Below are 25,423 nucleotides of genomic sequence, written 5' to 3'. Positions count from 1 at the left end.
ATGGGAGATCGACCCGAGCGCGCCGAGCACCCGGTGCCCTCGACCCGACGGGAGCACACACACCTTGTCCGAGCAGCGCGAACACGCGGAATCCACCCCCGACCGGGGGCTCCCGATGCTGCGCGGCGACTGCGCGAACTGCTTCGCGCTGTGCTGCGTCGCGCCGGCCTTCGCCGCCTCCTCGGATTTCGCGATCGACAAGCCCGCCGGCAAGGCGTGTCCCAACCTGCGGCAGGCCGACTTCGGCTGCGGCATCCACACCCGCCTGCGTCCGTCCGGCTTCGCGGGCTGCACCGTCTACGACTGCTTCGGCGCGGGCCAGAAGGTCGCCCAGGTCACCTACGGTGGCCGGGACTGGCGGCAGGCGCCACGCACGGCGAAGCAGATGTTCGAGGTCTTCCCGGTCATGCGGCACGTGCACGAGCTGCTCCACTACCTGAACGAGGCGCTGACACTGCGCCCGGCGGAAGCGGTGCACGCCGAGCTGCGCGCCGCGTTCGACGAGACCGAACGGCTCACCCACGGCGAGCCCGAAGCCCTCCTGCGGCTGGACATCGGGGCGCTGCGCGCCGGGATCAACCCGCTGCTGCTGCGTGCGAGCGAACTCGTCCGGGCCGGTGCGCCCGGCAAGAAGAAGGACCGCCGGGGCGCCGACCTGATCGGGGCCAAGCTGCGGGGCGCCGACCTGCGCGGCGCGAACCTGCGCGGGGCATATCTGATCGGCGCCGACCTGCGTGGTGCGGACCTGCGCCTGGCCGACCTGATCGGCGTCGACTTCCGCGACGCGGACCTGCGTGGGGCGGACCTCACCGACAGCCTCTACGTCGTCCAATCGCAGCTCGACGCGGCCAAGGGCGACACCCACACCAAGCTCCCGGGGTCGCTCACCCGCCCCGCCCACTGGGCGGCCTGAGCCCATCTCCCCGTGCGGGTCCCGGGCGGTGCGGTGGCGGTGGCGGTTCCGGTGGCGGCCGACGGTGGCGGCCGATCGTCCGATTAGTGCGTCGAGCGGCTGTTCTCGACCCACCTCGACGACCCTGCCGTGCTGCTGCGCGAATGGCTCGCGCTGCGGAGCGCGCTCGGCGGCGGCGAGGGCGGCGGGCCGTACGTATCGCCAACCCCTGACCTGTGCGAGGACATCCGGTGCGGCCAGGGTCAACTGCGCGGCGCCGGTTGGACGTTCGATCGGGCCCCCGGGCCCACGGCGTCGTCGTACGAGCGGCGGTACGCCATCCAGAGTGCGATCTCCGAGCTCTGACCCGTCAGCCGCCCGGCGGCCCAGCCGCGGGCGGCGTCCCACCGCGGTTCGTGAGAACCGGCTGAGGCCGTGAACACCCGCCGCCCGCGGGTCGACTCCGCCCTCCCGGACCGGAACGGGCCGAGTCGGCCCGTTCCGGTCCGGGAGGTCTCGGCGGCCGCCCGTCAGCCGCGGGTCCGCCGGACCTGGTACACGCCCGCCGCGATCCGATTGGAGCGGGCCCTGACCACCTGCGCCATGCCGTGCGGCCATACGGTCGTGTCGGTCCACACCACGCCCACGAGGATGCCCGGATCGGTGAGATCGAGTCGGGACAGGTCCACCCCGGACGCATCGACGGCCTCCGCCCGCACCTCCGCCTCGAGGCGGGTCGCGATCCGGATCGCCGTCCGCGCCGCGGCCAGGGCGTCGGCGGACGGGATTACCGCTTCGGGTGTCGGGCCCGCCGGTTCGGCCATCTCGCGCAGCCGGCTCCGGGCGGCTTCGAGGGCCCGGCCGCTCCCGTCCAGGGCGGTGACCAGTGCCGCTGCGAGCGCCGCCGGTCGCGGCAACGCCTGCACGGGTAGGCCCACGAGCCGATCGCACAGACAGCGCGCCTGGTCGGCGGCGAGCGACAGCGCGATCACCGCCTCCGCCCTCCGGTGCCAAGTCCCTTGGCGGCACAGCGATTCCAGCACACGGAACGCGCGCCGCACGGCCTCGTCGTGCCCGAGCACCCGGTCGCGAATGTCCCGGGTCCGCGCGCGCAGCACGATCGCGGTCTCCACCGGCCCCTGGCAGTCCGGGACGGATGTCTCCGCCATGGACGCCACACCATGCCGGAAGGGGCCGTCCAGCACCGAGCCCAGCACCTCGCCCAAGTGCTCCCAGGCCCGCACCTCGCTCGGTGGATCGGCACCGTCGAGGTCGAGGAGGGCCCGCATGTCGTGCTCCGTGAACGCGCGTCGTTCCTCGTCGGAGATGCTCATCGGCCGCCTCCTGCTGTCGGACCGCGTGGCTCCGCCACGCGACTCGGTGGGGGTGTCGCGGCGTGGCCGGCACGGCCGGCATGGGTGGTGGCACGAGGGGCGCCCGGATCCGGCCGCACGTCGTCCGATTGCCGGGCGGTGGAGGTACCACGGGTCGGGATCACGGGGATGAGAAGGGCGCTTTATGAACAAAGCTGCACGCTTATCCGCGTAGTTCACCGTATCAGTCCGGTACCACAATTCTCCATGCGCGCGACACCGAGTGTTACGCCACAGAGCTCTCCTGTGACGCCCGGCGACGCCGCGTGTACGCGTGGCTCGCACGGCGTACAAGCCGTCGCCCAGCGCAACACACGGACCGGAGCGGCCCAACCGGCCGAAACCGGCCGAACCGGCCGAACTGCGGCCCACAGACCCGCCGCTCCTCCCCAGCCCATCGCTTCAGAGCGTCAGGATCATCAGAATCTCGTCCCGATCGTCGCCGTCCCCTGCCCCGACCCCGTTCCCAGCTCCGAAACGCAGCGCGCCGGGCCAACGGCCGATCTCCTTCCAGCCCAGCCTGCCGTAGAAGTCCTCGAGCCCCATGCCGGCGCGCGCCGTGAGCCGCAGCTGCTCCAGGCCCATGTCGTCCCGAGCCATCGCACACGCACCGCGCGCCAACGCGGCCCCGATCCCCCGGCCGCGGACGTCGGGACGGGTCTGGACGTGGTGCAGCGTGCCCCAGTGCGCGATCAGCGGATCGAGCCCACGGCGCACGTTCAGCCAGCCGATGGGCTCCTTGTCGGCGACGGCCACCAGGAGCCGGCTCCGGGCCGGATCCAGGTCGGCGATCAACCGCTCGGCGACCGGCGCGACCTCGGCCGCGGTCACCGGCGGGAACGGGAAGCCCGCTGCCCCGCCCGCATTCGTGACGGCCACCCAGCACTCGACCAACGCGTCGCGGGTCGGGGCGTCCACGTCGTGTGCGCGGCTGTACTGGCGAAATGTCACGGCTGCGGGTTCGTACATGAAAGCCAGCCTATGAAGCCCGGCCGGCGCAACGGCACCTCGGGTTCCGCCGGCCCGGGTGCTCGAACGCGCGGGCGGCCTGGCGTTCCGGCCGCAATCGGTGTGACGCGAGGTCACAAGTGTCCCGGGCTCGGGCGTTCGGGCCCGGGCCGGCGACCCGGACGTGCCGACAGGCGTGCCGCTTCCCCCGGCTTCCGTTTCCGTGCGGTGGATAACCCGAACGACATGTGCGGTGACGGATCGTGGCACGCAATCGGGCGCCTCGTGGGCAAGGGAGCCCGTGCGGGGCCCGGGAACCGACGCGTGGCGATGGGTTTCGGGCGCGGTCGCGGGCTTCCTCGCACAGACTGGAACTGGAGTACGAACCCGGAACCGACCGGGAACGGCCGGCGCACGAGGAGGCGATCCCCATGGGATTGGTCGTGGCCGAGAAGACGATGTCGCTGGACGGGTTCATCGCCGACCCGTCGGACGGCGTGGACAACCTGTTCGGGTGGTACTCCAACGGTGACGTGGAGACGCCCGCGCCCGGCGCCGACATGACGTCCCGCACGTCCGAGGCGAGTGCCCGCCACCTGCGGGAGGTGATCGTCCGGACCGGCGCGATCATCTCCGGGCGGCGCCTGTTCGACCTCACCGACGGATGGGACGGCAGTCACCCGATCGGCGTACCGGTGTTCGTCGTGACCCACCACGTGCCGACGGACTGGATCGCCGCCCACCCGGGGGCTCCCTTCACGTTCGTCACCGACGGTGTCGAGAGCGCCGTCGCGCGGGCCAAGGCCACGGCAGGAGACCTCGACGTCTCGATCGGGGGCGCGGACATCGTGCGCCAGTGCCTGGACGCGCGGCTGGTCGACGAGATCTGCGTCAACCTCGTGCCGGTCCTGATCGGCGAGGGCATCCGCTTCTTCGACCACCTCGCGCACACCCCGATCGAGCTGGAGGCGACCCGGATCATCGAGGGTCGGCGGGTCACCCACCTGTACTTCCGGGTGTTGGAGCGCGGCTGACGGCGCGTCGCTGCCCCGCCCGACCACCGCCGCTCACCCCTCGCGCAGCACCGCCGCCAGCGCGTCGAGCGTCGCGGGCCAGGCGTGTTCGGCCGGGGCGGCGAAGCCCACGAGCAGGCCCTGGCGCCGGGGCGTACCGTGCCACAGTTCGCGGGTGCCGCGCAGCGCGATGCCGCGTTCGGCGCAGGTCGCCAGGAGGTCGGGCTCGGTCGGGCCGTCGGCGGGGAGCGTCACGAGCACGTGCAGTCCGGCGGGCACACCCTGGAACCCGTAGGCGCCGAGCGCCCGTTCCGCGGCGAAGCGGCCGACCAGGTGCTCGCGCCGGCGCCGATAGCTCAGCCGCGCGGCTCGCACGTGCCGGTCGTAGTCGTGCCGGACGATCAGGTCCGCGAGCACGAGCTGGCCGAGCGTGTGGGTGTGGAAGTCGGCCCGGAGCTTGGCCGTCACGACCGGCTCGACCAGCCGCCGAGGCAGCGCCAACCAGGCCAGCCGCAGGCCCGGGCCGAGCGTCTTGGACACCGAACCGCAGTACGCGACGTGCTCCGGGGCCATCCCCTGCAGCGCGCCGACCGGCTGTCGGTCGTAGCGGAACTCGCCGTCGTAGTCGTCCTCGACGATCAGCCCGCCGGTCTCGCGCGCCCACCCGCACAGCTCGTGCCGCCGCCGAGGCAGCAACGGCACGCCCGTCGGGTATTGGTGCGCGGGCGTGACCACGACCGCGCCGACGCCCCGATCGGCCAACCGTTCGAAGCGGGCGCCGTCGGTATCCACCGGTAGCGGTACGACCGTGCGGCCGGCCCGGCGAACCACGTCGCGGTAGACGTCGTGGCCGGGGTCCTCCATCCCGACCGCGTGCACCCCGGCGTCGCCGAGCACGGCCGCGAGCAGCCCGACCGACTGGTAGAACCCGGACGTGATCACGATCCGGTCCGGCGTGGTCAGCACGCCGCGGGTGCGGCCGAGATGGTCGGCCAGCGCGGTGCGCAGCTCGATCCGGCCCTGCGGGTCACCCACGCCGTGGATTGCCGCCGGCGCGCCGCTCAGAACCCGCCGGGTCGAGCGCAGCCACGCCGCGGCCGGGAAGGCCGACCCGTCCGGCAGCCCGGGACGCAGGTCGAACCGGGGTACGGTCGCCGCCGCCGGCGACGCGCTCGCGGGGGTCGTGGGCGCGGGGCGGGGCACGTCGGCGACCCGGGTGACCGCACCGGGGCGCGCGGTCAGGTAGCCCTCCGCCACCAGCTGGTCGTACGCCGCGGTCACCGTCCCCCGCGCGAAACCGAGCCGACCGGCGAGCCCACGTGTGGACGGCAGCGGCGCGCCCGGGACCAGCCGCCCGTCCCGGATCGCCGCCCGCAGCGCCCGCTCCAGACCGACCCGGCGACCGTCGACGGTGTCCACCTCGACGTGCAGATCGACGCGGGGGTCGGGGTGTGGGTCGGGGTGTGGGTCGGCGTGCGAAGCGGCAGGCGGATCGGCGAGCGGGCCGCCGGGCGGCGGGTCGGCGGAGGGATCGACCCTGGGGTCGGCGGCGGAACCGGACCAGTATTCCAACATTTCACTGGATCTTAACGATGGTCCGATGCGCCGCGTAGCTTCGGCTTCAGCACGGCGCGGTACACCGGAACCGCCGCTTCCCGCTCCCCTGTCCCCTCTCTCCCAAGGACCGCCCGCATGATCGTGTTCGCGCATCTCAGTGACACCCACCTCGACGGCAGCGCGCGCAGCGCCGAACGCACCCGGGCGGTGATGGACCACCTGAACGCGCTCCCCTACGACCTCGACGCGGTCCTGGTCACCGGCGACATCGCCGACACCGGACTGTCGGCCGAGTACGACGAGGCCCGTACGCTCCTCGAATCCCGGCATCCCGTGCTGGTCCTGCCCGGCAACCACGACGTACGCGGGCCGTTCCGCGAGACGCTGCTCGGCGAGGCCGCCGCCGACGGTCCGATCAACCGCGTCCACCGCACCGACCGCGCCGTGTACGCGCTGTGCGATTCGTCGATCCCGGGCCGTCCCGACGGTCTGCTCGCCGACGAGACGTTGTCGTGGTTGACCGAGGTCCTCGACGAAGCCCCGCCATCCGTACCGGTGTTCGTGGCCTTCCACCACCCGCCCGTCGAGTTGGGCGTGCCGGACCTCGACCGGATCCGCCAGTTCGACGCAGAACGGCTCGCGGCCGTGGTCGCTGATCGGCCCAACGTGGTGGGCCTGTTGTGCGGGCACGCGCACACGCCGGCGGCCACGGTGTTCGCCGGGAAGCCGCTGATCGTCGCCCCGGGCGTGGTGTCCACGATCAACCTTCCGTGCGAACGCGCGGACGAGAACGCGCCGTTCGTCGACCCGCTGATCCCGCCCGCGTTCGCGTTCCACATGCTCGACGACTCGGGCCGTTTGACCACGCATTACCGCGTCGTGGTCTGACCGGAGCCCTACCGGACTCGCAACCACCCGATACCGTGCGTGTGCGCACCAATCGGAGGAACGGGGATTCGGTGATGTTCGGTCGACGTGGGCAGGACACGGGAGAGGCGGCCACGGCCGTACTGGAGTCGGGGGCCGTGCGTGTGCCCGCGGCGGCCGGAACGGTCGTGGGCAACAAGTACCGGGCGAACTTCGACGTGCTCGGTCTGGCGGCGGACATCCGGCTGGCCGCCGTCGCCGACGGGATGGGCGACGGGCCCGGCAGCACGGCGGCGGGGCAAACGACGATGGCCGAGTTCACCGCCGCGATCCGGCGAGCCGCGGTCGCCCGGGTCGCGCCCGGCCCGGCGCTGCTGCGCGAGACGGTGGCCCGGATCCAGGACCTGGTGCTGGCCGAGGCGGCCGGCCTGGAGGGCTTCACGGGCTGCACGCTGACCGCCCTCGTGGCCGAAGCGCCGGGTCCGGGGGACGCGGCGGCCTGGATCGTCCAGATCGGCGACTCGCGCGCCTACCGCCTGCGGGCCGGGCAACTCGACCTGCTGACGGTCGATCACACCGAGGCGTGGCTGGCCGCGGTATACGGCTGGTATCCGGCCGACTCCCCACAGGCCGCGGCGGCCCGCTACCGGTTGAGCCGTTACGTCGGCCACCCGGCCCGGCCCGAACCCGACGTGCTCAACGTCGTACTGCGCCCCGGCGACGTGTACCTGCTGTGCACCGACGGCGTCGCCGAGCAGATCCCCTACCACCTGCTCTCCGACCTCCTCGCGGCCCCCGACGCCCCCGCGGCGATCGTCTCCCGCCTGCTGGCCGCCACCCTCGACGCCGGCGGGAACGACAACGCCACGGCCGTGGTGTTGCGGGTCGACTGACGCGAGCGTCGGCCCCGCGTCCCACCTCCCGCTTTCCGGCCGGAGGGTGAAGCCGTGCGAGGATTCCGGACGTGCGGTAGCCCACCGACCGAAGGACGAGCGCTCATGCGCGACGAGAAGATCAGCGATTTCCTGACCCGCCTCGCCGACCGCGTACCGGCCCCGGGCGGCGGCGCGGCGGCCGCTTTGCACGCCGCCCAGGCCGCGGCGCTGTTGGGGATGGTCGCGCGCTACTCGACCGGCGACAAGTACGCCGAGCACGCCTCGGCGATCGCCCAGGTGATCGCGCTGACCGACGAACTTCGGGGCGTGGCACTGCGGTTGGCCGAGGAGGACGCGGCCGCGTTCACGGCGGTGACGGAGGCGTACAAGCTGCCCAAGGACACCGACGCGGCCAAGACCGTGCGCTCGGCCACGATCACCGCGGCCCTGGTCGGCGCGGCCAAGCCGCCGGCCGAGGTGGTCGTGGTGGCCGCGGCGTGCGTCGAACTGGCCGAGAAGCTGCTGCCGATCGGCAATCCGAACGTGATCACCGACGTGGCCGCGGCCGCCGAGGCCGCCCGCGCGGCGGCGACCACCGCCCGGGTGAACATCGAGATCAACCTCGGCGGGATCAAGGACGAGCAGGCCCGGATCGAACTCACCGCGCAGGCCGGGCGGGTCGACGACATCGCCGTGCGCGCCGACCAGGTGACCGCCGCCGTGCGCAAGGAGATCAACCGATGACCGCGACCATGCTCTCGGGCAAGGACCTCGCCGCCGCGATCCGTACCGAGACCGCGACCCGCGCCGCCGCGCTCGCGGAGGCCGGCACGCCGGTCACCCTCGCGGTCGTGGTGGCGACGGCCGACGAGTCGAGCGCGTGGTACGTGCGCTCGATCGCCAAGGCCGCCGAGAAGGTCGGCATCACGTGTGACATCGTGCGGTTGGGCGCCGACGCGACGCCGGACGCGATCCGCGCCACGCTGGCGGGCCTGAGTGCGGACGACGCCGTGCACGGGATCATCCTGCAGACGCCGCTGCCGGCCGGCGCGGCGCTGGAGGACCTGGCCGGCGCGATCGCGTTCGGCAAGGACGTCGACGGCGCGAACCCGCTCTCGCTCGGCCGACTCGCCGCCGGGCTGCCCGCGTTCGCGCCCGCCACGGCCGAGGCGGTGGTGACGATCCTGGACCACTACGGCATCGAACTCACCGGCCGGCACGTCGCGGTGGTCGGCCGGTCGACGGTGGTCGGCAAGCCGGTCGCCCATCTGCTGTTGGACAGGCACGCCACGGTGACCATCTGCCACTCGCGCACCAAGGACCTGGCCGCGATCACCTCGACCGCCGACGTGATCGTCGCCGCGGTCGGCCGGGCCGGCCTGATCACCGCCGAACACATCGCCCCGGGCGCGGTGGTGATCGACGTAGGCACCAACCCCACGCCCGACGGCGGCCTCGCCGGCGACGTAGACCCCGAGTCCGCCACCCCCACCGCCGGCGCCCTCACCCCGGTCCCAGGCGGAGTAGGCCCGGTAACCACAGCCCTCCTCCTAAGCCACACAGTCCAGGCAGCCACCTCACCAAACACTTGACCCCCCTCCGCAACCAATCCCACCCCGCCCGGCCCTTGAGGCCCCCCGCAACCATCCAACGCAACGCAACCAAATCCAGCCCGTCCGGCGCTTGAAGACCCCCGCAACCATCGAACGCAACGCAACCAATTCCAGCCCGTCCGGCGCTTGAGGACCAAGGCACCAGGCCACCCCCAGCCCGTCCGGCGCTTGAGGACCCCCGCAGCCATCCACCGCAACACAACCAAATCCAGCCCGTCCGGCGCTTGAGGACAAAGGCACCAGGCCACCCCCAGCCCGTCCGGCGCTTGAGGACCCCCCGGCCGCAGGCCCACCCGCGCCAACCCCGGCCCTGTCGGGCCCCCCGACAAGTCGTACCGTGAAAGACATGGGCACCAACAACCCGGGCGGCGTCAACCGCGGTGGTGCGACCCCCTCCGGACCGGTCCCGTCGCAGCGGCGCCGGCGCAAGCGCTACTTCGCGATGATGGCCGCCTGCCTGGTGCTGTTCCTGCTCGCCGGCACCGTCGTGTACCGCTGGTCGATCGCCGCCGCCGCGGTCATGACGATCGTCGCGATGGCGATCCCACCGTTCGCCGCCATCGTCGCCAACCGCCGCGAACAGGGCGACCGCTGGTGGGACGAGTGACCCCGGCGGGCCGAGCGATCCCGGGTGCGCGCCCACGCGCGAGGACGCGCCGTCGGTTCGCCCGATCGCGGTCGATCCGGCGGGCCGAAGCTACTGTCGGTGCTCGGGTGGCCGCGCGCTGCCGCCGGATCACCGAGAGGACATCGTCATGGGCCCAGTCATCGCCGTCACGGGAGCGAGCGGTCAGGTGGGCGGCCGGGTCGCCCGGCGGCTCGCCGACGCGGGCAGCGCACTGCGGCTGGTGGGTCGCGATCCGTCTCGGCTGCCTGAGCTGCCCGGTGCCGTGCCTGCGCCCGCGGCGGCGTACGGCGACGGGGAGGCGATGCGGCGGGCGTTCGACGGCGCGGACACGTTGTTCCTGGTCTCCGCGCACGAGAGCGCCGATCGGGTCCGCGACCACATCACGGCCGTGGACGCGGCGGTCGCGGCCGGCGTCGAGCGGATCGTGTACGTGTCCTTCCTCGGCGCGGCGCCGGACGCGACCTTCACGTTCGCGCGCGACCACTGGCACACCGAGCAGCACATCCGGTCCACGAGGCTGCGATACACGTTCCTGCGGGACAGCTTCTACCTGGCCGCGCTCCCGGCCATGGTCGGGGCGGACGGCTTCCTGCGCGGCCCGGCCGGACACGGCCGCGTCTCGGCGGTCGCCCACAACGACATCGCCGACGCCGCGACGGCCGTGTTGCTCGGCCGGGCTCACGACGGCGTCACCTACAACCTGACCGGCCCCGCCGCCCTCACCCTCGCCGAGGCCGCGGCCGAGATCGGCCGCTTCGCCGGCCGCCCGATCACGTACGTCCCCGAAACCCGCGACGAGGCCTACGCGTCCCGCGCCCAGTACAACGCCCCGGCATGGGAACTGGCCGGTTGGGTTAGTTCCTACGAGGCGATCGCCACCGGCGAGATGAGCGCCGTCTCCCAGGCGATCCCCACCCTGACCGGCCACCCCGCCCAAAGCCTCACCACGTACCTGACCACCCACCCGAACTCCTGGCAGCACCTGAAGCCCTGACCATCCGCCCCCGCTCCATGTGCGAATCACCCCGCGAAGGGGTCTCCTGGCCCCATGGAACCCAATCACCCGATCATCGATCTGACCGAGCAGCTGATGCGGGAAACCGATCTGCCGCAGGCCAAGGCCCGCGCCCTGGTCCAACGAATCTGGGACGCCGGCGTCGCCGAAGGCACCCGTCGCATGACGGACGACCTCGCCGCCGCCAACCGGGAAACCGAGGAACTGCGCCGCACCCTCGACAACGAGTGACACCACCGTCGACCCCTCGCGGCGCATAGGGTCTTGGGCACGCTGCGACGTGATCAGGGGGCGCGATGGCACGGGTGGTCTGTGTGCACGGGGTGGGCAGGCAACAGCTCGGTGAGCGGCAGTTGGCGCAGGAGTGGGTGCCGGCGCTGCTCGACGGGCTGACCCGGGCGGAGCAACCACATCCGGATCCCGACGACATCGCGATGGCCTTCTACGGCGACCTGTTCCTGCCGCCCGGGGGCACGCCCTCGGCGGGCGACGAGTGCTACACGGCGACCGACATCGAGGACGGCTTCGAGAGCGAACTGCTGCTCGCGTGGTGGGTCGCCGCCGCGCAGGTCGAGCCGCAGGTGATCGCGCCGAGCGCGACGGGCACGCTGAATCGCACACCCGCGGTGGTGCAGGCGGCGTTGCTCGCGCTGTCGCGTTCGCGGTTCTTCACGGGGCTCGCCGAGCGGGTGCTGATAGCGGACCTCAAGCAGGTACGGCGATACCTGACCGATCCGGCGCTGCGCGCGGCGGCGTGCGAACGGGTGCGAGCGCTGATCGGACCGGACACGTCGGTGGTGGTCGCCCATTCGCTCGGCTCGCTGATCGCGTACGAGGCGCTGTGCGCACTGCCGGGACACCAGGTCCGAGCCCTGATCACGCTCGGATCGCCACTGGGCGTCCGCCACCTCGTCTTCGAACAACTGCGCCCCGCACCCGTCGACGGCACCGGAGCCTGGCCGGGCCCCACCCGGGCAACCCACCCCGCCTGGACCAACCTCGCCGACACCCGCGACGTCATGGCCCTGGTCAAGGACCTACGCCCCTCCTTCGGCCCAGAGGTGAACTGCCACCTCGTCCCCAACGGCTCCCACGCCCACACCCCGAAGCACTACCTGGCCAAACGAGAAGTCGGCGAGGCAATCGCAACAGCCCTGGCATAGCCGACCCGACGAAGCCCAAGCCGAGCCGGCGGCCCGCCCACGGCCCTGGGCGATGAATTCACAAGGCCGACGGCGGTTGTTGGTGGTGCGGATGATCTGTGTGGGTTTTCGGCGCAATACCGTGCGCATGCCCCCCATCAGCCGGCGCCGGAGAACCATCATGTGTCAGCAGCACGACGATTGCGATCAGCCCGTCACACCGCTGTCAGGGCCCGCGCGGCGAGCGTTCCTGCGCTCTGCCGCGCTGGCCGGGGCCGGGGTGACGGCGGCGGGTGTGGTCGGCGCCTCGCCGGCCGCCGCGGATGCCGACGACGCGGCCGTCGACGCGCAGCGCCTGCCGGCGTGGCGGCCGGATCGCGACAGTCGGCGGTTCACGCTGGTCGTGATGCCCGACACGCAGTACATGTTCGACGAGCCGAGCATCACGGCCGCCCCGATCGAGGCGTCCTTTCGGTACATCCTGGAACACGCGCACGACGACAACATCGTCTTCATGTCGCACCTGGGCGACCTCACCCAGAACGGCCGCAAGACCGAGTTCGACGGGATCGGCCGGGCGTTCGAGCTGCTCGACCGCAAGGGCGTCGCGTACAGCGTGCTGGCCGGGAACCACGACATCGAAAACTCGAACACCGACGACCAGCGCGGCCGGTCGGCGTACCTGGACACGTTCGGCCCACAGCGCTTCCGCGGCAAGCGCTCCTTCGGCGGGGCGACCCCGGACGGCTACAACACCTACCACCTGTTCCAGGCGGCGGGCCGGGAGTGGCTCGTGCTCGCGCTGGACTGGCGGCCCTCTCCGGCGGGCATCGCGTGGGCGAAGAAGGTGCTGGCCGACCACCCGCACTCGCCGGTGATCCTGACGACCCACGAACTCGTCTCGGCCGACCGGCCGGGCCAGGAAGCGGAGTTCTCCGAGCACGGCGGACGGCTGTGGAACGAGCTGATCAAGGGCAACGACCAGATCTTCCTCACGCTCAACGGCCACTACTGGCCGGCCGGGCGCACGACGCGGAAGAACGACGCCGGGGGTGACGTGCACCTGCACATCACCAACTACCAGAACCGCTACTTCGGCGGCGCCGCGATGATCCGGCTCTACCACTTCGACCTCGACCGCGACACGATCGACGTCGAGACGCTCTCCCCGTGGATCCTGGGGCGCGCCAACCGCGACCTCAACGAACTCGAGCGTCGGGAGATGGAGTTGACCGGTCCGGACGACTACTTCTCGGTGGGGATCGACTTCGACGAGCGCTTCTCGCGCTTCGCCCCGATACCCGTGCGCGCGGCCCGCCCCGCCCAGCGCATGGTGGTGCCCGGCACGGTCGCCTACTGGCGCTTCGACGACTCCCGGCCGGACGGTGCGCCGGTGCCCGGCGCGCAGCGCTTCCCGGACCTGTCCGGACGCGGCAACGACCTCACCCTCGTCCCGGCACCGGGTTCCGCTCCCGGCGCGGTCAGCTGGTCCCACCAGTACCACCCCGACCAGCCCGGACACGGCAGCATTCGGCTGACGGGCGGCAAGTCCCCGCTGCGCGGCGGGCACCTCCAGACCGCCGTCGGCGCTCCGCTGAACACCGCGACATTCCGCTCGGGCTACACGGTCGAGGCGTTCTTCAAGCTGCCCGCCGACTGGGACGGGGGCCGGGACGGCTGGTCGGCGCTGCTGAGCCGCTGGGGCATGAGCGGCGAGGCCGGCAAGCCCGAGGGCGACGCGCAGGAGCCGGTCGTCACGCTGAGCCTGTCCGGTGGCCGGGAACTCCAGTGGTGCGTCTACCCGCTCAACAGCGGCGGGTCGGCGACCAGCTGGGGGCACGAGCTACAGCTGGACACCTGGTGGCACGTCGCCGTCGTCAACGACTCCCGGCAGACCACGATGTACGTCGACGGCTGCCCGGTGGTACGCAACCCGACGGCCCGGTCGATCGGCCTCACGACGCTCAACCTTCCGTGGATGCTGGGCGGTTACGCGTACGACGGCAAGCTCGACCAGACGCTCAACGCGTGGGTGGGCGACGTCCGCATCGTCGACCGCGCACTGCGACCCGACGCGTTCATGATCGGCCGCTAGGCCCTGTCGCTCGGTGGATCCTCCTCCCGCCGCGTGGCCGGCGCCATGGCCGGCGTGGTGTCCCGGGTCCGGGTCGGGTCCGGGGCACCACGCCTGGTTCGGTCCGGCCGGCGGGCCTACAGGGACAGCGAACTCGTCATCTGGTTCACGTCGTTCAGGTTGTTGAGACCATCCGGGTAGATGCTCGTCGGCACGCCGGTGACCCCGCCGGTGTTCGGGTTCGGCGACTCCGCGGCGGACGCGGCGCCGGCGACGGTCATGGCGAGGGCGGTGCCGGCCAGTGCGACGGCTGCGATGCGCTTGATCATGCCCCGACCAACGACGGCGCGACGACTTGGTCACCGCGATGGCCCGTGACCCGGGTCGGTTCACCTGTTCGCCGTTCGTAGGCCGCGCCGTATCGGGAACAGGAGCACGGACGAGGAGGAGGGCGCGGATGGCCGCCGAACGCACGTTGGCGGGCGAGTGGACCGACACGATGCTCGATGCCGGCCGACTGCCGATGACGCTCGCGTTCGCGGCGCTGCTCGTGACGTTCCTGGTCACCCGGATGATCACCCGGATGATCCGGGCCGGGCGCGGGCCCTTTCGGAACATGGACACGGGCGGGGTGCACATCCACCACGTCGTGCCCGGCGTCGTGCTCACCCTGGTCGGCGGCTTCCTCGGCATCGGGGCCGGCGAACACCTGGTGCTGCGGTCGATCGCGGGTGTGGTGCTGGGGGTGGGCGCGGGGCTGGTGTTGGACGAGTTCGCGATGATCGTGCACCTGGACGACGTGTACTGGTCGGAGCAGGGCCGGGTGTCGATCGAGGCCACCGTCCTGGCGATCGCGGCGGTCGGCCTCGCGGCGAGCGGGTTCGTACCGTTCGAGGCGTCTCCCGAGGGCGACACCGTCGACGACCGGATCGGGTGGTTGATCGCGCTCCTGGTGGATGTCGCGGTGGCCGCGATCACGTTCGCCAAGGGCAAGTTCCGGATCGGCGTGATCGGCATCTTCATCCCGATCGTCAACGTCGTCGCGGCCATCCGCCTGGCTCGACCGGGCTCCCCCTGGGCGCACCGCTACTACCGCGACAAGCCCGGAAAGCTGCACCGCGCCACGTTGCGGGCAGCCCGCCACGACGCCCGGTGGGACCCCCTGCGCCGCCGCTTCGAGGACGTCATCGGTGGTCGCCTCGCACCTCTGTCCGCCCCGCCCCCGGACCCGCGGCCCCGCTCCCGCCCCCGTCCGAGGGTCACCGGCACCCACCACACCCTCACCCGCGCGCCCGCGGGCCCTCGCTGAGCCTCGCGTCGTCCAAGGAATCCCGACCCGGATCCGCGGCGAACTCCCGGGTGTCGGCCGTGTCCCTTCGGGGGGATGACGGAGGGCGACCGTAGGGTCTTCGGTATGACTGATGCCGCATATGTGCTTGTGCCCGGGGCCGGTGGGGCTGCCTGGTATTGGCACCTGGTCGAGGCCGAACTGCGAATCCGTGGGCGGGATGTGGTCGCGGTCGACCTGCCCGGTGAGGACGAGGGCTACGGGCTCGCGGAGTACGTCGACCTGATCGTCGCGGCGGCGGCCGGGCGGGAGCGGGTCGTGCTGGTCGGGCAGTCGCTCGGGGGGTTCAGCGCCTCGCTCGCGTGTGCGCGGCTGCCGGTGTCGGTGCTCGTGCTGTTGAACGCGATGATCCCCAAGCCCGGCGAGACCGCGGGGCAGTGGTGGGGCAACACCGGGCAGGACGCGGCGATGCGGGAGAACGACGAGCGTGACGGCCGGGCCGTGGACGCCGGCTTCGATCCGCTCGTGTACTTCCTGCACGATGTGCCGCAGGTCGTCGTGGAGGACGGGTGGAGCCATCAACGCGGCCAGTCCGGCACCGTGTTCGACACGCCGTGGTGGCTGCCGGCCTGGCCGGACGTGCCGACCCGGGTGCTGGTGGCACGCGAGGACCGGTTCTTCCCGGTCGCGTTCCAGCGCCGGGTGGCCCAGGAGCGGCTCGGCTTCCTCCCCGACGAGATGCCCGGCGGCCATCTGGTCGCGCTCAGTCGGCCGCGCGAGTTGGCCGACCGCCTGGAGGCGTACCGCGTCGAGGCCGAGGTCCGGGAGGGTCGCTGACACCGCGGCGGCCGGGTCGGTTCAGCCGGTCGGCGGCCGCTGTCGGGCGGCCAGGACGGCGATGTCGTCCTCCGGCTTGTCGATGATCATGCCCGCGATCAGGCGGTCGACGAGCCGCACCAACGGGGTCTCGGCGGTCAGCCCGACGCGCAGCAGCCGCTGGAGCGATTCGCCGATGTCCTCGCCCCGGCGTTCGACCAGGCCGTCGGTGTACATCACCAGCACCCGCTCGGGCTCGCTCGCCTGGCGCACGGAGGTGTATCCGCCGAACCCCGTTCCCAGCGGCGGCCCGACCGGGACCGCCACGAGCTCGGCCGCGTCCCCCGGGCCGACCAAGAGCGGCGGCAGGTGTCCGGCGCTGGCGAAGGTGCTGGTGCCGGCCGCCGGGTCGACCAGGACCAGCAGACACGTGGCCACCCGCTCGATCCCGGCATCGGCGCCGGTCCGGTCCACCGCGGCCAGGATCTCGTGCGGTTCCAGGTTCGCCCGGGCCTGGACCCGCAGCAACGCCCGGAACTGGCTCATCTCCACGGCCGCCTCGACCCCGTGTCCCATCACGTCGCCGACCGCGAGCAGGGTCCGCCCACCGCTCAGCGCCACCGCGTCGTACCAGTCGCCGCCCACCTCGACACTGCTGCCGGCCGGGCGGTACCGCGAGGCCAGTTCGATGTCCGGGTGCGGCACGTCGGGCGTGGCCAACAACGCGTGCTGGAGTGCGAGGGCGATGTCGTGCTCGTGCGCGTAGCGGCGCGCGTTGTCCACGCTGATGGCCCCGCGCCCGGCCAGGTCCCGGGCCAGTACGACGTCCTCCGGCGAGAAGGCCGGCGAGTTCCCGGTCCGGGCGAGGGTCACCATCCCGATCGCGCTTCCCCGGGCGAGCAGCGGCAGCGCCACCGCGGAGTGCAGGCCGACCGCGCGGAACGCGGCGACCCGGTCCGGGTGCGACACCTGTTTGTTCAGATCCCGGTCGGAGAGCCGGTTGAGCACCACCGGACTGCGCTCCTCCAGCGCGCGCGGCACCGCCGACCCCTGCCGGTAGTCGACGTTCTCGCCGGGCCGCCGCAGCACCGACGCCTGGGGTTCCATCCCGGATCGTGCGGCCAGCGCGGCGCGCCACATCCGGATCGTCCCCTCCGGCACGTGCGGGGTCCCGGACGCGCCCTCCACCGCGAAGACGTCCACCGCGGCCACGTCGGCGATCTCGGTCACGAACAGGTCGGCCAGCTCGTCGCAGGTCTCGACCAGGTCCAGCGTGGTGCCGACCCGGACCGCGGCGGTGTCGAGCAGCGCCAGCCTGCGCCGCGCCTCGTCCAACTCCAGCTGGGTCCGCCAGGACGCGGAGACCTCGAGCAGCACCCCCACGAGTCCCACGACCTCGCCGCCGTGCTCCAGGCGGTGGTACGCCCCGTGCCACCAGCGACGACCGGGCGGGCCGGCCCGGGTCTGCCCGCTGGACGTGGTCTCGCGGGGGACGCCGTCGCGCAGTACCGCCCACAGCACGTCCTCCTTGGCCTCCAGATCGGGCAGCACCTCCGCGATCGTGCGGCCCAGGTGATCAGCGGCCGGGACCCCGTTCATCCGGGCCAGGGCCGGGTTGACGTACAGGTAGCGAAGGCTGGGGCTCATCACCCCGACCGCGGCCGGGGTGCCGGCCAGCAGGCCCCGCAGGACCGCGTACGCCCCGCCGTCCCACCCGCCGTCGTCCGTCCCGATCAGGTGCGCCACCGCGCAGGCCAAGGGGTCCACCTCCGGCACCGCCCCCGGGCAGCCCGTGTCCTCGTCCAGCGCCACGCCCTGTCCTCTCCGGTCCGAAGCCCCGTCCGGGGCGTGGGTCGGAGGCCACGCGCCGACTTCCAGTCTGGACAAGCCGGCTCGTGAGCGCGAGCGGTACGCCTCAGATCATCGTCGCGAGGATCTCCTCGACCATCGCCATCGTCGTACCCGGGTGCAGGAACGCGAAGCGCGCGACGGTCTCGCCCTCCCAACCGGTCGGCGTGACGAAGCCGACCTGGCCGGCGAGCAGCCGCTGCGACCACTCCAGGTAGTCGGCGGCGGTCCAGCCGGCGCGCCGGAACAGCACGGCGGACAGCTCCGGGTCGCGGATCAGTTCCAGGTGCGGTGTCGCGCGGATCAGCGCGGCGGTCTCCCGGGCCAGGGTCAGCGCGGTCTCGATGGCCTCGGTGTAGGCGTCGGTGCCGTGTACCGCGAGCGAGAACCACAGCGGCAGGCCGCGGGCGCGCCGGGTGAGGTGGTACGCGTAGTCGGTCGGGTTCCACTCCTCGGGCGCGTCGGTGTGCAGCACGTCGAGGTAGGACGCGTCCTGGGTGTGCACGCCGCGGGCCAGGCCCGGGTTGCGGTACACCAGCGCGGCGCAGTCGAACGGGGCGAACAGCCACTTGTGCGGGTCGACCACGAAGGAGTCGGCGAGTTCGATGCCGTCGTACTTGGCGCGCACGCTCGGCGCGAGCAGGCCGGCGCCGCCGTACGCGCCGTCCACGTGGAACCACAGGTCGCGTTCGCGGGCCACCGCGCCGATGCCGGCCAGGTCGTCGATGATGCCCGCGTTGGTGGTGCCAGCCGTCGCGACCACGCCCACGACGTCCGCGTCGGGGTCGGCGGCGAGCGCGGCCCGCAGCGCCTCCCCGGTGAGTCGGTGGTCGGCGGTCTTCACGACGAGCGCGTCCACGCCGATGATCCGCAGCGTGTTGCCGATCGAGGAGTGCGCCTGGTCGCTGACCGCGATCCGCAGGCGGTCGCGGGCGGTGGCCCCGGTGCGCCGGCGGCCCATGTCGCGGGCGACCACGAGCGCGGACAGGTTGCCCGCCGAGCCGCCGCTGACGAAGCAGCCGCCGGCGCTCTCCGGCAGCCCGGCCAGGTCGGCGATCAGCCGCAGCACCTGGTTCTCGGCCGCGACCGCGCCGGCCGCCTCCAGCCACGAGATGCCCTGTAGCGACGCGCACGAGACGACCATGTCGAACAGCAGCGCGGCCTTGGTCGGCGCGGCCGGGATGAAGGACAGGAAGCGCGGGCTGTCGCAGGAGATCACGGCCGGCGCGAGCTGGTCCGCGTAGATCGACAGCACGTCGCCCGCGTCGTTGCCCCCCGGCCCGATCAGTCCGTCGAGCGCGCGGTCGAGCTTGTCCTTGCGCCCGGGGTGGTCCAGCGGGACGGGGTCGAGCGCCAGCCGGTCGCGCATGTAGTCGAAGACGAGGTCGGCGAGGGCAGGGTCGTACTGGTGCATACGCATGGCGGGGCTCGACGTTCTCTCGGCGTTCTCACGGAGATAAATGAGGGCGCCGGGATGGTCCACACCGGCAATTCAAACCCTACGTACGGGTGTGCGACCGGCCAAGGGGGTGATCTTGCGCGTCTCCGCCGATCTATTGCGTCTCGATGCCCTGCCAACTCGTTCCGTTGCGCCTGACCAGGCGAGAAAGCACGACAGAGCTCTTCGAGCGGACCACGAACGCCTCCGCGTTGATCCGTTCCAGGACCCGCTCGAAGTGCTGCACGTCGGCCGCGAGCAGGTGGATCACCGCGTCCGCGTCGCCGGTTACCGTGCTGGCCGACACCACCTCGGGGAACTTCGCGAGCGCGCGGCCGATCTCGGTCGGCGAGGTCCGGCCGACGCAGTACAGCTCGACGAACGCCTCGGTCGTCCAGCCGAGCGCGGCCGGTTCGACCGACGCGGAGAAGCCGGTGATCACGCCGGTGGCGAGCAGCCGGTCCACCCGGCGCTTGACCGCCGACGCGGACAGCCCGACGCGGGTGCCGATCTCTGCGTAGGTCGCGCGCGCGTCGTCGATGAGCGCGGCGATGATCCGGCTGTCGAGCTGGTCCAACGCCATCGGTCGGGTCTCCTGGGGTACGGATCGGATACGGGGCGGGTACTTGGCGGGTGCGGGGCGAGTACGGGTCGGGCGTGGCGGGTCGGCTGGGCGGCCCCGACGCCGGGTCGGGGCACAGTGACGGTAGCCCACAGTGCGGCCGATACCCGATTTGTGCGCGTCCGCGCCGGGGCCGGAGGAGCTGCCGGCGAATGCTGCGCCGGTCGGTGCCGCGTGTTGTCCCGGAGTTCACTTCGCGGACGCTCCCGTGGGCGTTAATCGAGGCCGGACCCGGGGGCCCGCCGTCGCGTCGCGCGTACACCCGCCGGGACGGGGGTGCGGTGAGGATGAACGACACGAGAAACGACCCGGCACGGATCGAGTCGGTCGAGCCGATGGGGCCGGTGGGGCCGGGCGGGCCGGTCGCGGCGGCCGGGCCGGTCGCGGCCGACACGCTGCCGCCGCTGCCCGCCGGATACACGAAGGCGCGCGTGCTCCGGGACGAGCCGTGGGGTACGACGGTGCGCTGTCGGGACGGGGACGACGCCGAGGTCGTGCTGACCGTCCTGCGGGTGCGCCCGGTGGACCCGCGGAGCCGGCTCACGCTGCACACCGAGTTGCTCGCCGCCGCGACCGCCGCGCGGCACGCGTGCGCGGCCGAGGTGGTCGACGTCGGGTTCACCGCCGACGACGCGCCCTACCTCGCCCGCCGGCACCATCCGGGCGAGGTGCCGCGGGTCGCGGGCCTCGCGGGCGGGCTCCCGGTCGAGGACGTGCTGGTGGTGGGGGTACGGCTCGCGCTCGCGCTGACCGCCGCGCATCGGCGCGGGGTGCTGCACCTGGGCGTGCACCCGGACTCGCTGGTGGCGGGCCCCGACGGCGAGGTGCTGCTCGCCGACCTCGGCCTGGTGCACGCGCTGCGCCGGGCCGCGCCGGAGGCGGCGCCCGCCGCGGATCTGCGGTACGCGCCGCGCGAGTCGGCCGGGTGGGAGACGCCGGGGCCGGCGTGCGACGTGTACGGGCTGGCCGCGACGTTGTACGCGCTGCTCACGGGCGCGCCCCCGCACGCCGCCGCCGCCGAACGGGGTGCGGCGGCGCTGTACCTCGCGATGCTCGCCGGCGAGGTGCCGGCGCTCCGGCGCCCGGACGTGCCGCCGGCCCTGGTCGCGGTGCTGCTGCGCGGGCTCGCCGCGCACCCGGAGGATCGCCCGTCGATGGCCGAGTTGCAGGGCGTCCTGCGCGCGCTGGTACCGGCCGGCGCGCGCTCGCGGCTGCCCGAGCCGGATCCCGAGCCGGACCCGGTCGGCCCGCTCGGGCCCGAGCCGGCGGAGGTCCCGTACGCCGACGACGAGGACGACGACGCCGGCGCGGACCGGGCCCGGCGGCGGCGCCGGTGGATGCTGGCGATCGCCGCGTCGGCGACCGTGTTGTTCGTCGGCGGCGCGTTCGCGTTGACGCAGGTGCGCGGCAAGGACGACAAGCCCGCCGCGAAGCCGGGGCCCACCGCGCCGGCGCCGGTCAACTCGGCCCCCGCGCGGTTGTTGTCCGCGTCCGCGGCGCAGTCGTTCGTGGTCGGCGACGTCGGCACGGCGGCGTTCGGGGACAGTGTGCAGGTCGCGTGGCAGCCGCCGCGGGACGCGACCCGGATCGTCGGCTATCTGGTGCTCGCGGTGGACGCCTCGGGCGCCCAACTCGACCGCCGGCAGACCCCCGCCGGCACCGCCAACGTCGTGTTCGCCACCGCGAGGGTGGGCACCGACGCGTGCTTCACGGTCGCGTCCCTGGTCCGCACCGACGACGGCTCGCTCGGCCTCGCACCGGCACCCGCGGTCTGCCTGGCGGGGAGGGCGAGCGCGTCGGCGACGCCGCGCGGCACGTCCCGGAGTTGACGTACCCGGCACGCGTCGTCGAACCCCGCGGGTCCGCGGCCTCGGGTGCCATGCCTCGCCGTACCGCCGCGAAAGCCGCATGGAACCACCATGCGGCTGCTTCGTCGGCGCGCCGAGGCAGGGCACCGGAGGCCGCGGCCGGTCCGGCGGGAGTTCGAAGGCCGCGCCGGCGCGGGCCCGGCGGGAGTGTGCTCCGCCGGGCCCGCGTCGTCAGTACTGGCTGGGCGTGTTCACCCACTGGTCGTAGGTGGCCTCCATGCCGGGGACGGCCTTGGCCACCCGCTTGGTGCCGATCTCGATCGCGCGTTCCAGTTGCCACTCGGGCTTGGGTCGGACGTGCGCGAGGTCGAAGCGCGTGCCGTCGGGCAGGCCGTGCGGTCGGCCGTTGAGCGGCGCCGACCCCCAGGTCCGGAACGGCTGTTGGTGCAGCCGCTCGGTGGTGTGCTGCATGCCGCCGCCGGCGAATCCGGTGCCGGCGCTGACCGCGACGTCGGTCCACTTGACGTTCTTGTGCTCGATCTCCTGGAGGTAGGCGAGTTCGGCGGCCTTGCCACCGGCGCTGGAGACCATGCTGTTGATCCCGGTGCCGATGAACGAGCGTCGGGTGCTGAGCGTGTCCGCCACCCGGTTGGTGACCCGGTGCCCGCCGTCGTAGCGCGGCCGGCCGTCGGCGTCGCGGCCGTTGGCCAGGTGGTTCCGCTCCTCGGCGCGGGCGTCGTGTCGGGCCTCGCGGACCTGTTCGCTCGGGCTGTCCGCCCGGTCCTGGGCCCTGGCCGCGGCCCGGTCGGCGTCGTCGGCCTCCTTGCGCGCGGTGGCGGCGTTGTCCCGGCCGGTCTGCGCGTCGTCCCGGGCCCGGTCGGCCTGGCGCCCGCTGTTGTCGGCCTCCCGCTTGGCGTCATCCGCCTTGCGGGTCTCGTCGGCGGCTTCCCGCTTGGCCGTATCCGCCTTGTCCTGCTCGGACTTGGCAGCGGTCTTGGCGTCGTCGGCGGCCGTACGGGAGTCGTCGGCGTGCCGGGTCGACGCGTCTCGGTCGGCCTGCGACTTCGCGGCCGCGTCGTCGGACCGTTGCGCGTGCTCGCGCGAGGTCTGCGCGTCGTCGCTCGCGGTCCTGGACTGGGTGCGCAGGTCGTCGGCCCTGGTCTGCTCGGTGCTCGCGTGCCGGTCCTGCTCCTGCGCGTGCCGGCTCGATTCGGCGGCCTTGGCGCGGTGTTCGGCGGCGTTGTCGGGGTCCGTGCGGGCCCGCTCCTCGTGCCTGGCCGCGTCGCGGGCGTGGTTGTCCGCCTCGGTGCGGTGGCCGGCCGCCGCGCGATCGTGGTCGTCGGCCCGCGACTTGAGGTCGTCGGCCCGCCGGTCGTGGGTGTCGGCGTCGTTGCGGTGTCCGGTCGCCGCGTCCTGGTGCTCTTTCGCGTCGGTGCCGTGCCGCGCCGCGTCCTTGTCGTGCCCGGCCGCGTCGCTGCGGTGTCCGGTCTCCGCGTCGCGGTGCTCGCCGGCCCTGGTGCCGTGGTCGTCGGCGGCCTGCTGCCGCCGCTCGGCCTCCTCGCCGTGCCTGCGCGCGGTCTCCTGGTGGCCGTCGGCCTTCGCCTGGTGTCCCTCGGCGGTCCTGGTGTGCGTCTCCGCGTCCCGGGTGTGTGCGTCGGCGGCGGTGCGCGAGGTGTCGGCGGCGGCGCGCTGCCGGGTGGCCTCGGCCTCGTTGTCGGCGCGCCGCGTGCGGATGTCGTCGGCGGCGGTCCGATGCCCGTCGGCCCGGGCGGCGTCGCGCTCGCCCGCGCGGGTCGATCGGGGCGTGGTGCGCGGCGGTGCGGCGCCGACGTCGCGACCGCGCCAGGTGCCGGTCTTGAGGCGGTTGGTCAGCGCCTCGCCGAAGCCCTTGCCGCCGACGCTGATCAGCCCGCCCACGGTCGCGTTGATCGCGTTCTTGATGCTGAACAGATCGACCGGCTTCCCGTTGAGCTTGTCGGCCGCGAGCGTGGTGGCGTACTTGCTGCCGAAGTTGGACGCGAACTGCAGGCTGTACTTGGCCTTCCAGCCCTTCTCGCCCTTGTACGCGGCCTTGAGCGCGGTGCCGAACCGGCCGCCGAAGTTGATCCCGCGCATCCCGGCGGCCATCCGCTCCAGGCCGCGGGCGGCCTTGGCGAGTCCGACCGCGCGGGTGGCGACCTTGATGCCGTCGATGGCCGCGGTGATCCCCTTCATGCCGGGCAGCACGTCGAGCACCGCCATGAACAGATCGCCCCACCCGGCTCGGCCTCTGGTCATCTCGACGATCGTGTTCAGCAGGATCACCGCGCCGATCGCGAGCACGATCCACACCAGCGGGCCGCCGAGGATCAGCGCGAGGATGCCGAGGACGGCGGTGGCGATCTGTAGCCACGGCACGACCTTGTCGTGGAACCAGTCGTTGAGCTTGGCCCACCAACTGAGGTTGCGGATGCCCTGATGCGAGGCGTCGTGCAGTTGTTTCGACGCCGTCTTGGCGGCGGTGTCGCGGATGCCCTCGGCCTGGGTCAGGAGTGTTTGGGCGGCCTTGAACTGGTTGTCGGCCTGGTTGAGCGCCGTCTGCGCGGTGCTCTGGCGGGTGTCGGCGCTCTGCACCGCGTCGGTGGCGGCCTTCATGTCCTGGGGCGGGACCGTCGTGCCGGCGGCGGCCTGCTGTTGCAGGGTCTGCACGTGGGACTTGGCGGTGGTGACGGCGGCGCCCGCGTTCTTGACTTCGGTGCGGTGTGTCGCCTGCGCGGACTTGGCGGTGCCGCCGTTGGTGAGCGCGGTGCCGGCCTGCTGCTGGGCCTTGTCCAGTTCGGCGGCGTAGGCGGTGAGCGCGGCGGCGGCGGTGTGGTGCGATTCGGCGATCTTGCGGAGGTCCTCCGGCACCTTGTCGAAGCGCTGGGCGTAGACCTCGACGCTGTCGCCCTTCCAGGTCTTCGAGATGATCCCGTCGCGCAGCGAGGCCACTTGGCGCTCGGCGGTCTCGGCGCGGTCGGCGAGCAGCTTGAAGTGCGCGGCGAGCGCGGTTACGGCGGCCACATCGCCAGGGACGGGATCGGTGGTGCGGTCGATGCCGCTCCAGTCGATGGGACGCCCCATGTTCTTTCCCCCATACGGTGTGTACGTCTGCGCTTGCGCTTGCGCTTCCGCTTGCGCTTGCCGGGTTGGTCGACCTGCGGTCGGCTGTCCTCAAACGCCGGACGGGCTGGATCCGCTTGGCCTTTGGGCGGCGGCGCCGAGACGCCGACTGGCTGGGCTTGGCGACCTGCGGTCGGCTGTCCTCAAACGCCGGACGGGCTGGATCCGCTTGGCCTTTGGGCGGCGGCGCCGAGACGCCGACTGGCTGGGCTTGGCGACCTGCGGTCGGCTGTCCTCAAACGCCGGACGGGCTGGAATTGCTTGGCCTTTGGGTGGCGGCGCCGAGACGCCGACTGGCTGGGCTTGGCGACCTGCGGTCGGCTGTCCTCAAACGCCGGACGGGCTGGAATTGCTTGGCCTTTGGATGGCAGCGCTGAAGTGCTGGGCTTGGCCTCAAGCGCCGGACGGGCTGGATTGGCCTGGTCTTCGGTCAGCGGCGGCGAGCGGCCGACTCGCTGGGGTTGG

General features: G+C 72.9%; 23 protein-coding genes. 15 read left to right on the top strand and 8 right to left on the bottom strand.

What is annotated here, in order from left to right:
• The first annotated feature begins 64 nt into the window (after window positions 1–64).
• On the top strand, window positions 65–913 hold the full coding sequence (locus OG928_RS40330; protein WP_331766977.1) for a pentapeptide repeat-containing protein: 849 nt from the start codon (window positions 65–67) through the stop codon (window positions 911–913).
• 129 nt (window positions 914–1,042) lie between these two features.
• Window positions 1,043–1,258: a hypothetical protein gene (locus tag OG928_RS40325; RefSeq protein WP_331766976.1), complete on the top strand. Its 216-nt coding sequence runs from the start codon at window positions 1,043–1,045 to the stop codon at window positions 1,256–1,258.
• 164 nt (window positions 1,259–1,422) lie between these two features.
• Here OG928_RS40325 and OG928_RS40320 read toward each other — a convergent pair whose 3' ends face one another.
• Window positions 1,423–2,226, bottom strand: a complete 804-nt coding sequence (locus tag OG928_RS40320) for a hypothetical protein (RefSeq protein WP_331766975.1) — start codon at window positions 2,224–2,226, stop codon at window positions 1,423–1,425.
• A 441-nt stretch (window positions 2,227–2,667) separates the two neighbouring features.
• Window positions 2,668–3,234 carry a GNAT family N-acetyltransferase gene (locus OG928_RS40315; RefSeq protein ID WP_331766974.1) on the bottom strand — a complete coding sequence of 189 codons (567 nt, stop codon included), beginning with the start codon at window positions 3,232–3,234 and terminating at the stop codon, window positions 2,668–2,670.
• A 410-nt stretch (window positions 3,235–3,644) separates the two neighbouring features.
• Between OG928_RS40315 and OG928_RS40310 the strand changes: the two genes are divergently transcribed.
• Window positions 3,645–4,247: a dihydrofolate reductase family protein gene (locus OG928_RS40310; protein ID WP_331766973.1), complete on the top strand. Its 603-nt coding sequence runs from the start codon at window positions 3,645–3,647 to the stop codon at window positions 4,245–4,247.
• 33 nt (window positions 4,248–4,280) lie between these two features.
• Here the strand turns inward: OG928_RS40310 and OG928_RS40305 are convergent, their stop codons facing one another.
• Entirely contained in the window at window positions 4,281–5,801 is a 1,521-nt protein-coding gene (locus tag OG928_RS40305; protein ID WP_331766972.1) for a PLP-dependent aminotransferase family protein, read from the bottom strand.
• A gap of 117 nt (window positions 5,802–5,918) precedes the next feature.
• On the opposite strand from OG928_RS40305, the gene OG928_RS40300 reads away from it, so the two are divergent.
• The 9 genes from OG928_RS40300 (at window position 5,919) to OG928_RS40260 (ending at window position 14,018) form a co-directional block, all read left to right on the top strand.
• Complete coding sequence (locus tag OG928_RS40300) at window positions 5,919–6,671, top strand: metallophosphoesterase (protein WP_331766971.1); 753 nt, start codon at window positions 5,919–5,921, stop codon at window positions 6,669–6,671.
• A 74-nt stretch (window positions 6,672–6,745) separates the two neighbouring features.
• Complete coding sequence (locus OG928_RS40295) at window positions 6,746–7,543, top strand: protein phosphatase 2C domain-containing protein (protein WP_331766970.1); 798 nt, start codon at window positions 6,746–6,748, stop codon at window positions 7,541–7,543.
• A gap of 105 nt (window positions 7,544–7,648) precedes the next feature.
• Window positions 7,649–8,269: a cyclodeaminase/cyclohydrolase family protein gene (locus OG928_RS40290; RefSeq protein WP_331766969.1), complete on the top strand. Its 621-nt coding sequence runs from the start codon at window positions 7,649–7,651 to the stop codon at window positions 8,267–8,269.
• Window positions 8,266–9,117: a bifunctional 5,10-methylenetetrahydrofolate dehydrogenase/5,10-methenyltetrahydrofolate cyclohydrolase gene (locus tag OG928_RS40285; protein WP_331766968.1), complete on the top strand. Its 852-nt coding sequence runs from the start codon at window positions 8,266–8,268 to the stop codon at window positions 9,115–9,117. The genes OG928_RS40290 and OG928_RS40285 overlap by 4 nt, the downstream gene beginning before the upstream one ends.
• A gap of 367 nt (window positions 9,118–9,484) precedes the next feature.
• On the top strand, window positions 9,485–9,745 hold the full coding sequence (locus tag OG928_RS40280) for a DUF3099 domain-containing protein (RefSeq protein ID WP_331766967.1): 261 nt from the start codon (window positions 9,485–9,487) through the stop codon (window positions 9,743–9,745).
• Between the two features lie 148 nt (window positions 9,746–9,893).
• Entirely contained in the window at window positions 9,894–10,760 is an 867-nt protein-coding gene (locus OG928_RS40275) for an NAD(P)H-binding protein (RefSeq protein WP_331766966.1), read from the top strand.
• A gap of 54 nt (window positions 10,761–10,814) precedes the next feature.
• Window positions 10,815–11,012 (top strand): hypothetical protein, encoded by a 198-nt coding sequence (locus tag OG928_RS40270; RefSeq protein ID WP_331766965.1) that lies wholly within the window; start codon window positions 10,815–10,817, stop codon window positions 11,010–11,012.
• A 65-nt stretch (window positions 11,013–11,077) separates the two neighbouring features.
• Window positions 11,078–11,944 carry a hypothetical protein gene (locus tag OG928_RS40265; RefSeq protein ID WP_331766964.1) on the top strand — a complete coding sequence of 289 codons (867 nt, stop codon included), beginning with the start codon at window positions 11,078–11,080 and terminating at the stop codon, window positions 11,942–11,944.
• A 160-nt stretch (window positions 11,945–12,104) separates the two neighbouring features.
• Complete coding sequence (locus OG928_RS40260; protein ID WP_331766963.1) at window positions 12,105–14,018, top strand: LamG-like jellyroll fold domain-containing protein; 1,914 nt, start codon at window positions 12,105–12,107, stop codon at window positions 14,016–14,018.
• 116 nt (window positions 14,019–14,134) lie between these two features.
• Here OG928_RS40260 and OG928_RS40255 read toward each other — a convergent pair whose 3' ends face one another.
• Window positions 14,135–14,326 (bottom strand): hypothetical protein, encoded by a 192-nt coding sequence (locus tag OG928_RS40255; protein ID WP_331766962.1) that lies wholly within the window; start codon window positions 14,324–14,326, stop codon window positions 14,135–14,137.
• Between the two features lie 128 nt (window positions 14,327–14,454).
• Here OG928_RS40255 and OG928_RS40250 point away from each other — a divergent pair, with 128 nt between their 5' ends.
• On the top strand, window positions 14,455–15,306 hold the full coding sequence (locus OG928_RS40250; protein ID WP_331766961.1) for a hypothetical protein: 852 nt from the start codon (window positions 14,455–14,457) through the stop codon (window positions 15,304–15,306).
• A 105-nt stretch (window positions 15,307–15,411) separates the two neighbouring features.
• Window positions 15,412–16,122, top strand: coding sequence for an alpha/beta hydrolase (locus OG928_RS40245; protein WP_331766960.1), 711 nt, complete (start codon window positions 15,412–15,414; stop codon window positions 16,120–16,122).
• Between the two features lie 21 nt (window positions 16,123–16,143).
• Here the strand turns inward: OG928_RS40245 and OG928_RS40240 are convergent, their stop codons facing one another.
• The 3 genes from OG928_RS40240 to OG928_RS40230 form a co-directional block, all read right to left on the bottom strand.
• Complete coding sequence (locus OG928_RS40240; protein ID WP_331766959.1) at window positions 16,144–17,913, bottom strand: SpoIIE family protein phosphatase; 1,770 nt, start codon at window positions 17,911–17,913, stop codon at window positions 16,144–16,146.
• Window positions 17,914–18,016: 103 nt separating this feature from the next.
• Window positions 18,017–19,363, bottom strand: coding sequence for a pyridoxal phosphate-dependent decarboxylase family protein (locus tag OG928_RS40235; RefSeq protein WP_406292104.1), 1,347 nt, complete (start codon window positions 19,361–19,363; stop codon window positions 18,017–18,019).
• 139 nt (window positions 19,364–19,502) lie between these two features.
• Window positions 19,503–19,970, bottom strand: a complete 468-nt coding sequence (locus tag OG928_RS40230) for an Lrp/AsnC family transcriptional regulator (RefSeq protein ID WP_331766957.1) — start codon at window positions 19,968–19,970, stop codon at window positions 19,503–19,505.
• A 326-nt stretch (window positions 19,971–20,296) separates the two neighbouring features.
• On the opposite strand from OG928_RS40230, the gene OG928_RS40225 reads away from it, so the two are divergent.
• A complete protein-coding gene (locus OG928_RS40225; protein ID WP_331766956.1) occupies window positions 20,297–21,838 on the top strand; it encodes a protein kinase domain-containing protein in 1,542 nt (513 codons plus the stop codon).
• Window positions 21,839–22,048: 210 nt separating this feature from the next.
• On the opposite strand, the gene OG928_RS40220 is transcribed toward OG928_RS40225, so the two are convergent.
• Window positions 22,049–24,919 (bottom strand): hypothetical protein, encoded by a 2,871-nt coding sequence (locus OG928_RS40220; RefSeq protein WP_331766955.1) that lies wholly within the window; start codon window positions 24,917–24,919, stop codon window positions 22,049–22,051.
• Between the last annotated feature and the right edge of the window lie 504 nt (window positions 24,920–25,423).

It is taken from the genome of Embleya sp. NBC_00896, assembly GCF_045207785.1.
GTDB lineage: Bacteria > Actinomycetota > Actinomycetes > Streptomycetales > Streptomycetaceae > Embleya.
This window is presented reverse-complemented; position numbering and strand designations above follow the sequence as displayed.

What these genes read in the sequence shown, in the direction of transcription:
- OG928_RS40300 (WP_331766971.1), top strand. Translation starts at nt 5,919, where the DNA reads ATGATCGTGTTCGCGCATCTCAGTGACACCCACCTCGACGGCAGCGCG.
- OG928_RS40315 (WP_331766974.1), bottom strand. Translation starts at nt 3,234, where the DNA reads ATGTACGAACCCGCAGCCGTGACATTTCGCCAGTACAGCCGCGCACAC.
- OG928_RS40285 (WP_331766968.1), top strand. Translation starts at nt 8,266, where the DNA reads ATGACCGCGACCATGCTCTCGGGCAAGGACCTCGCCGCCGCGATCCGT.
- OG928_RS40305 (WP_331766972.1), bottom strand. Translation starts at nt 5,801, where the DNA reads ATGTTGGAATACTGGTCCGGTTCCGCCGCCGACCCCAGGGTCGATCCC.
- OG928_RS40245 (WP_331766960.1), top strand. Translation starts at nt 15,412, where the DNA reads ATGACTGATGCCGCATATGTGCTTGTGCCCGGGGCCGGTGGGGCTGCC.
- OG928_RS40235 (WP_406292104.1), bottom strand. Translation starts at nt 19,363, where the DNA reads ATGCACCAGTACGACCCTGCCCTCGCCGACCTCGTCTTCGACTACATG.
- OG928_RS40275 (WP_331766966.1), top strand. Translation starts at nt 9,894, where the DNA reads ATGGGCCCAGTCATCGCCGTCACGGGAGCGAGCGGTCAGGTGGGCGGC.
- OG928_RS40225 (WP_331766956.1), top strand. Translation starts at nt 20,297, where the DNA reads ATGAACGACACGAGAAACGACCCGGCACGGATCGAGTCGGTCGAGCCG.
- OG928_RS40310 (WP_331766973.1), top strand. Translation starts at nt 3,645, where the DNA reads ATGGGATTGGTCGTGGCCGAGAAGACGATGTCGCTGGACGGGTTCATC.
- OG928_RS40320 (WP_331766975.1), bottom strand. Translation starts at nt 2,226, where the DNA reads ATGAGCATCTCCGACGAGGAACGACGCGCGTTCACGGAGCACGACATG.
- OG928_RS40260 (WP_331766963.1), top strand. Translation starts at nt 12,105, where the DNA reads ATGTGTCAGCAGCACGACGATTGCGATCAGCCCGTCACACCGCTGTCA.
- OG928_RS40230 (WP_331766957.1), bottom strand. Translation starts at nt 19,970, where the DNA reads ATGGCGTTGGACCAGCTCGACAGCCGGATCATCGCCGCGCTCATCGAC.
- OG928_RS40255 (WP_331766962.1), bottom strand. Translation starts at nt 14,326, where the DNA reads ATGATCAAGCGCATCGCAGCCGTCGCACTGGCCGGCACCGCCCTCGCC.
- OG928_RS40265 (WP_331766964.1), top strand. Translation starts at nt 11,078, where the DNA reads ATGGCACGGGTGGTCTGTGTGCACGGGGTGGGCAGGCAACAGCTCGGT.
- OG928_RS40220 (WP_331766955.1), bottom strand. Translation starts at nt 24,919, where the DNA reads ATGGGGCGTCCCATCGACTGGAGCGGCATCGACCGCACCACCGATCCC.
- OG928_RS40280 (WP_331766967.1), top strand. Translation starts at nt 9,485, where the DNA reads ATGGGCACCAACAACCCGGGCGGCGTCAACCGCGGTGGTGCGACCCCC.
- OG928_RS40250 (WP_331766961.1), top strand. Translation starts at nt 14,455, where the DNA reads ATGGCCGCCGAACGCACGTTGGCGGGCGAGTGGACCGACACGATGCTC.
- OG928_RS40295 (WP_331766970.1), top strand. Translation starts at nt 6,746, where the DNA reads ATGTTCGGTCGACGTGGGCAGGACACGGGAGAGGCGGCCACGGCCGTA.
- OG928_RS40290 (WP_331766969.1), top strand. Translation starts at nt 7,649, where the DNA reads ATGCGCGACGAGAAGATCAGCGATTTCCTGACCCGCCTCGCCGACCGC.
- OG928_RS40270 (WP_331766965.1), top strand. Translation starts at nt 10,815, where the DNA reads ATGGAACCCAATCACCCGATCATCGATCTGACCGAGCAGCTGATGCGG.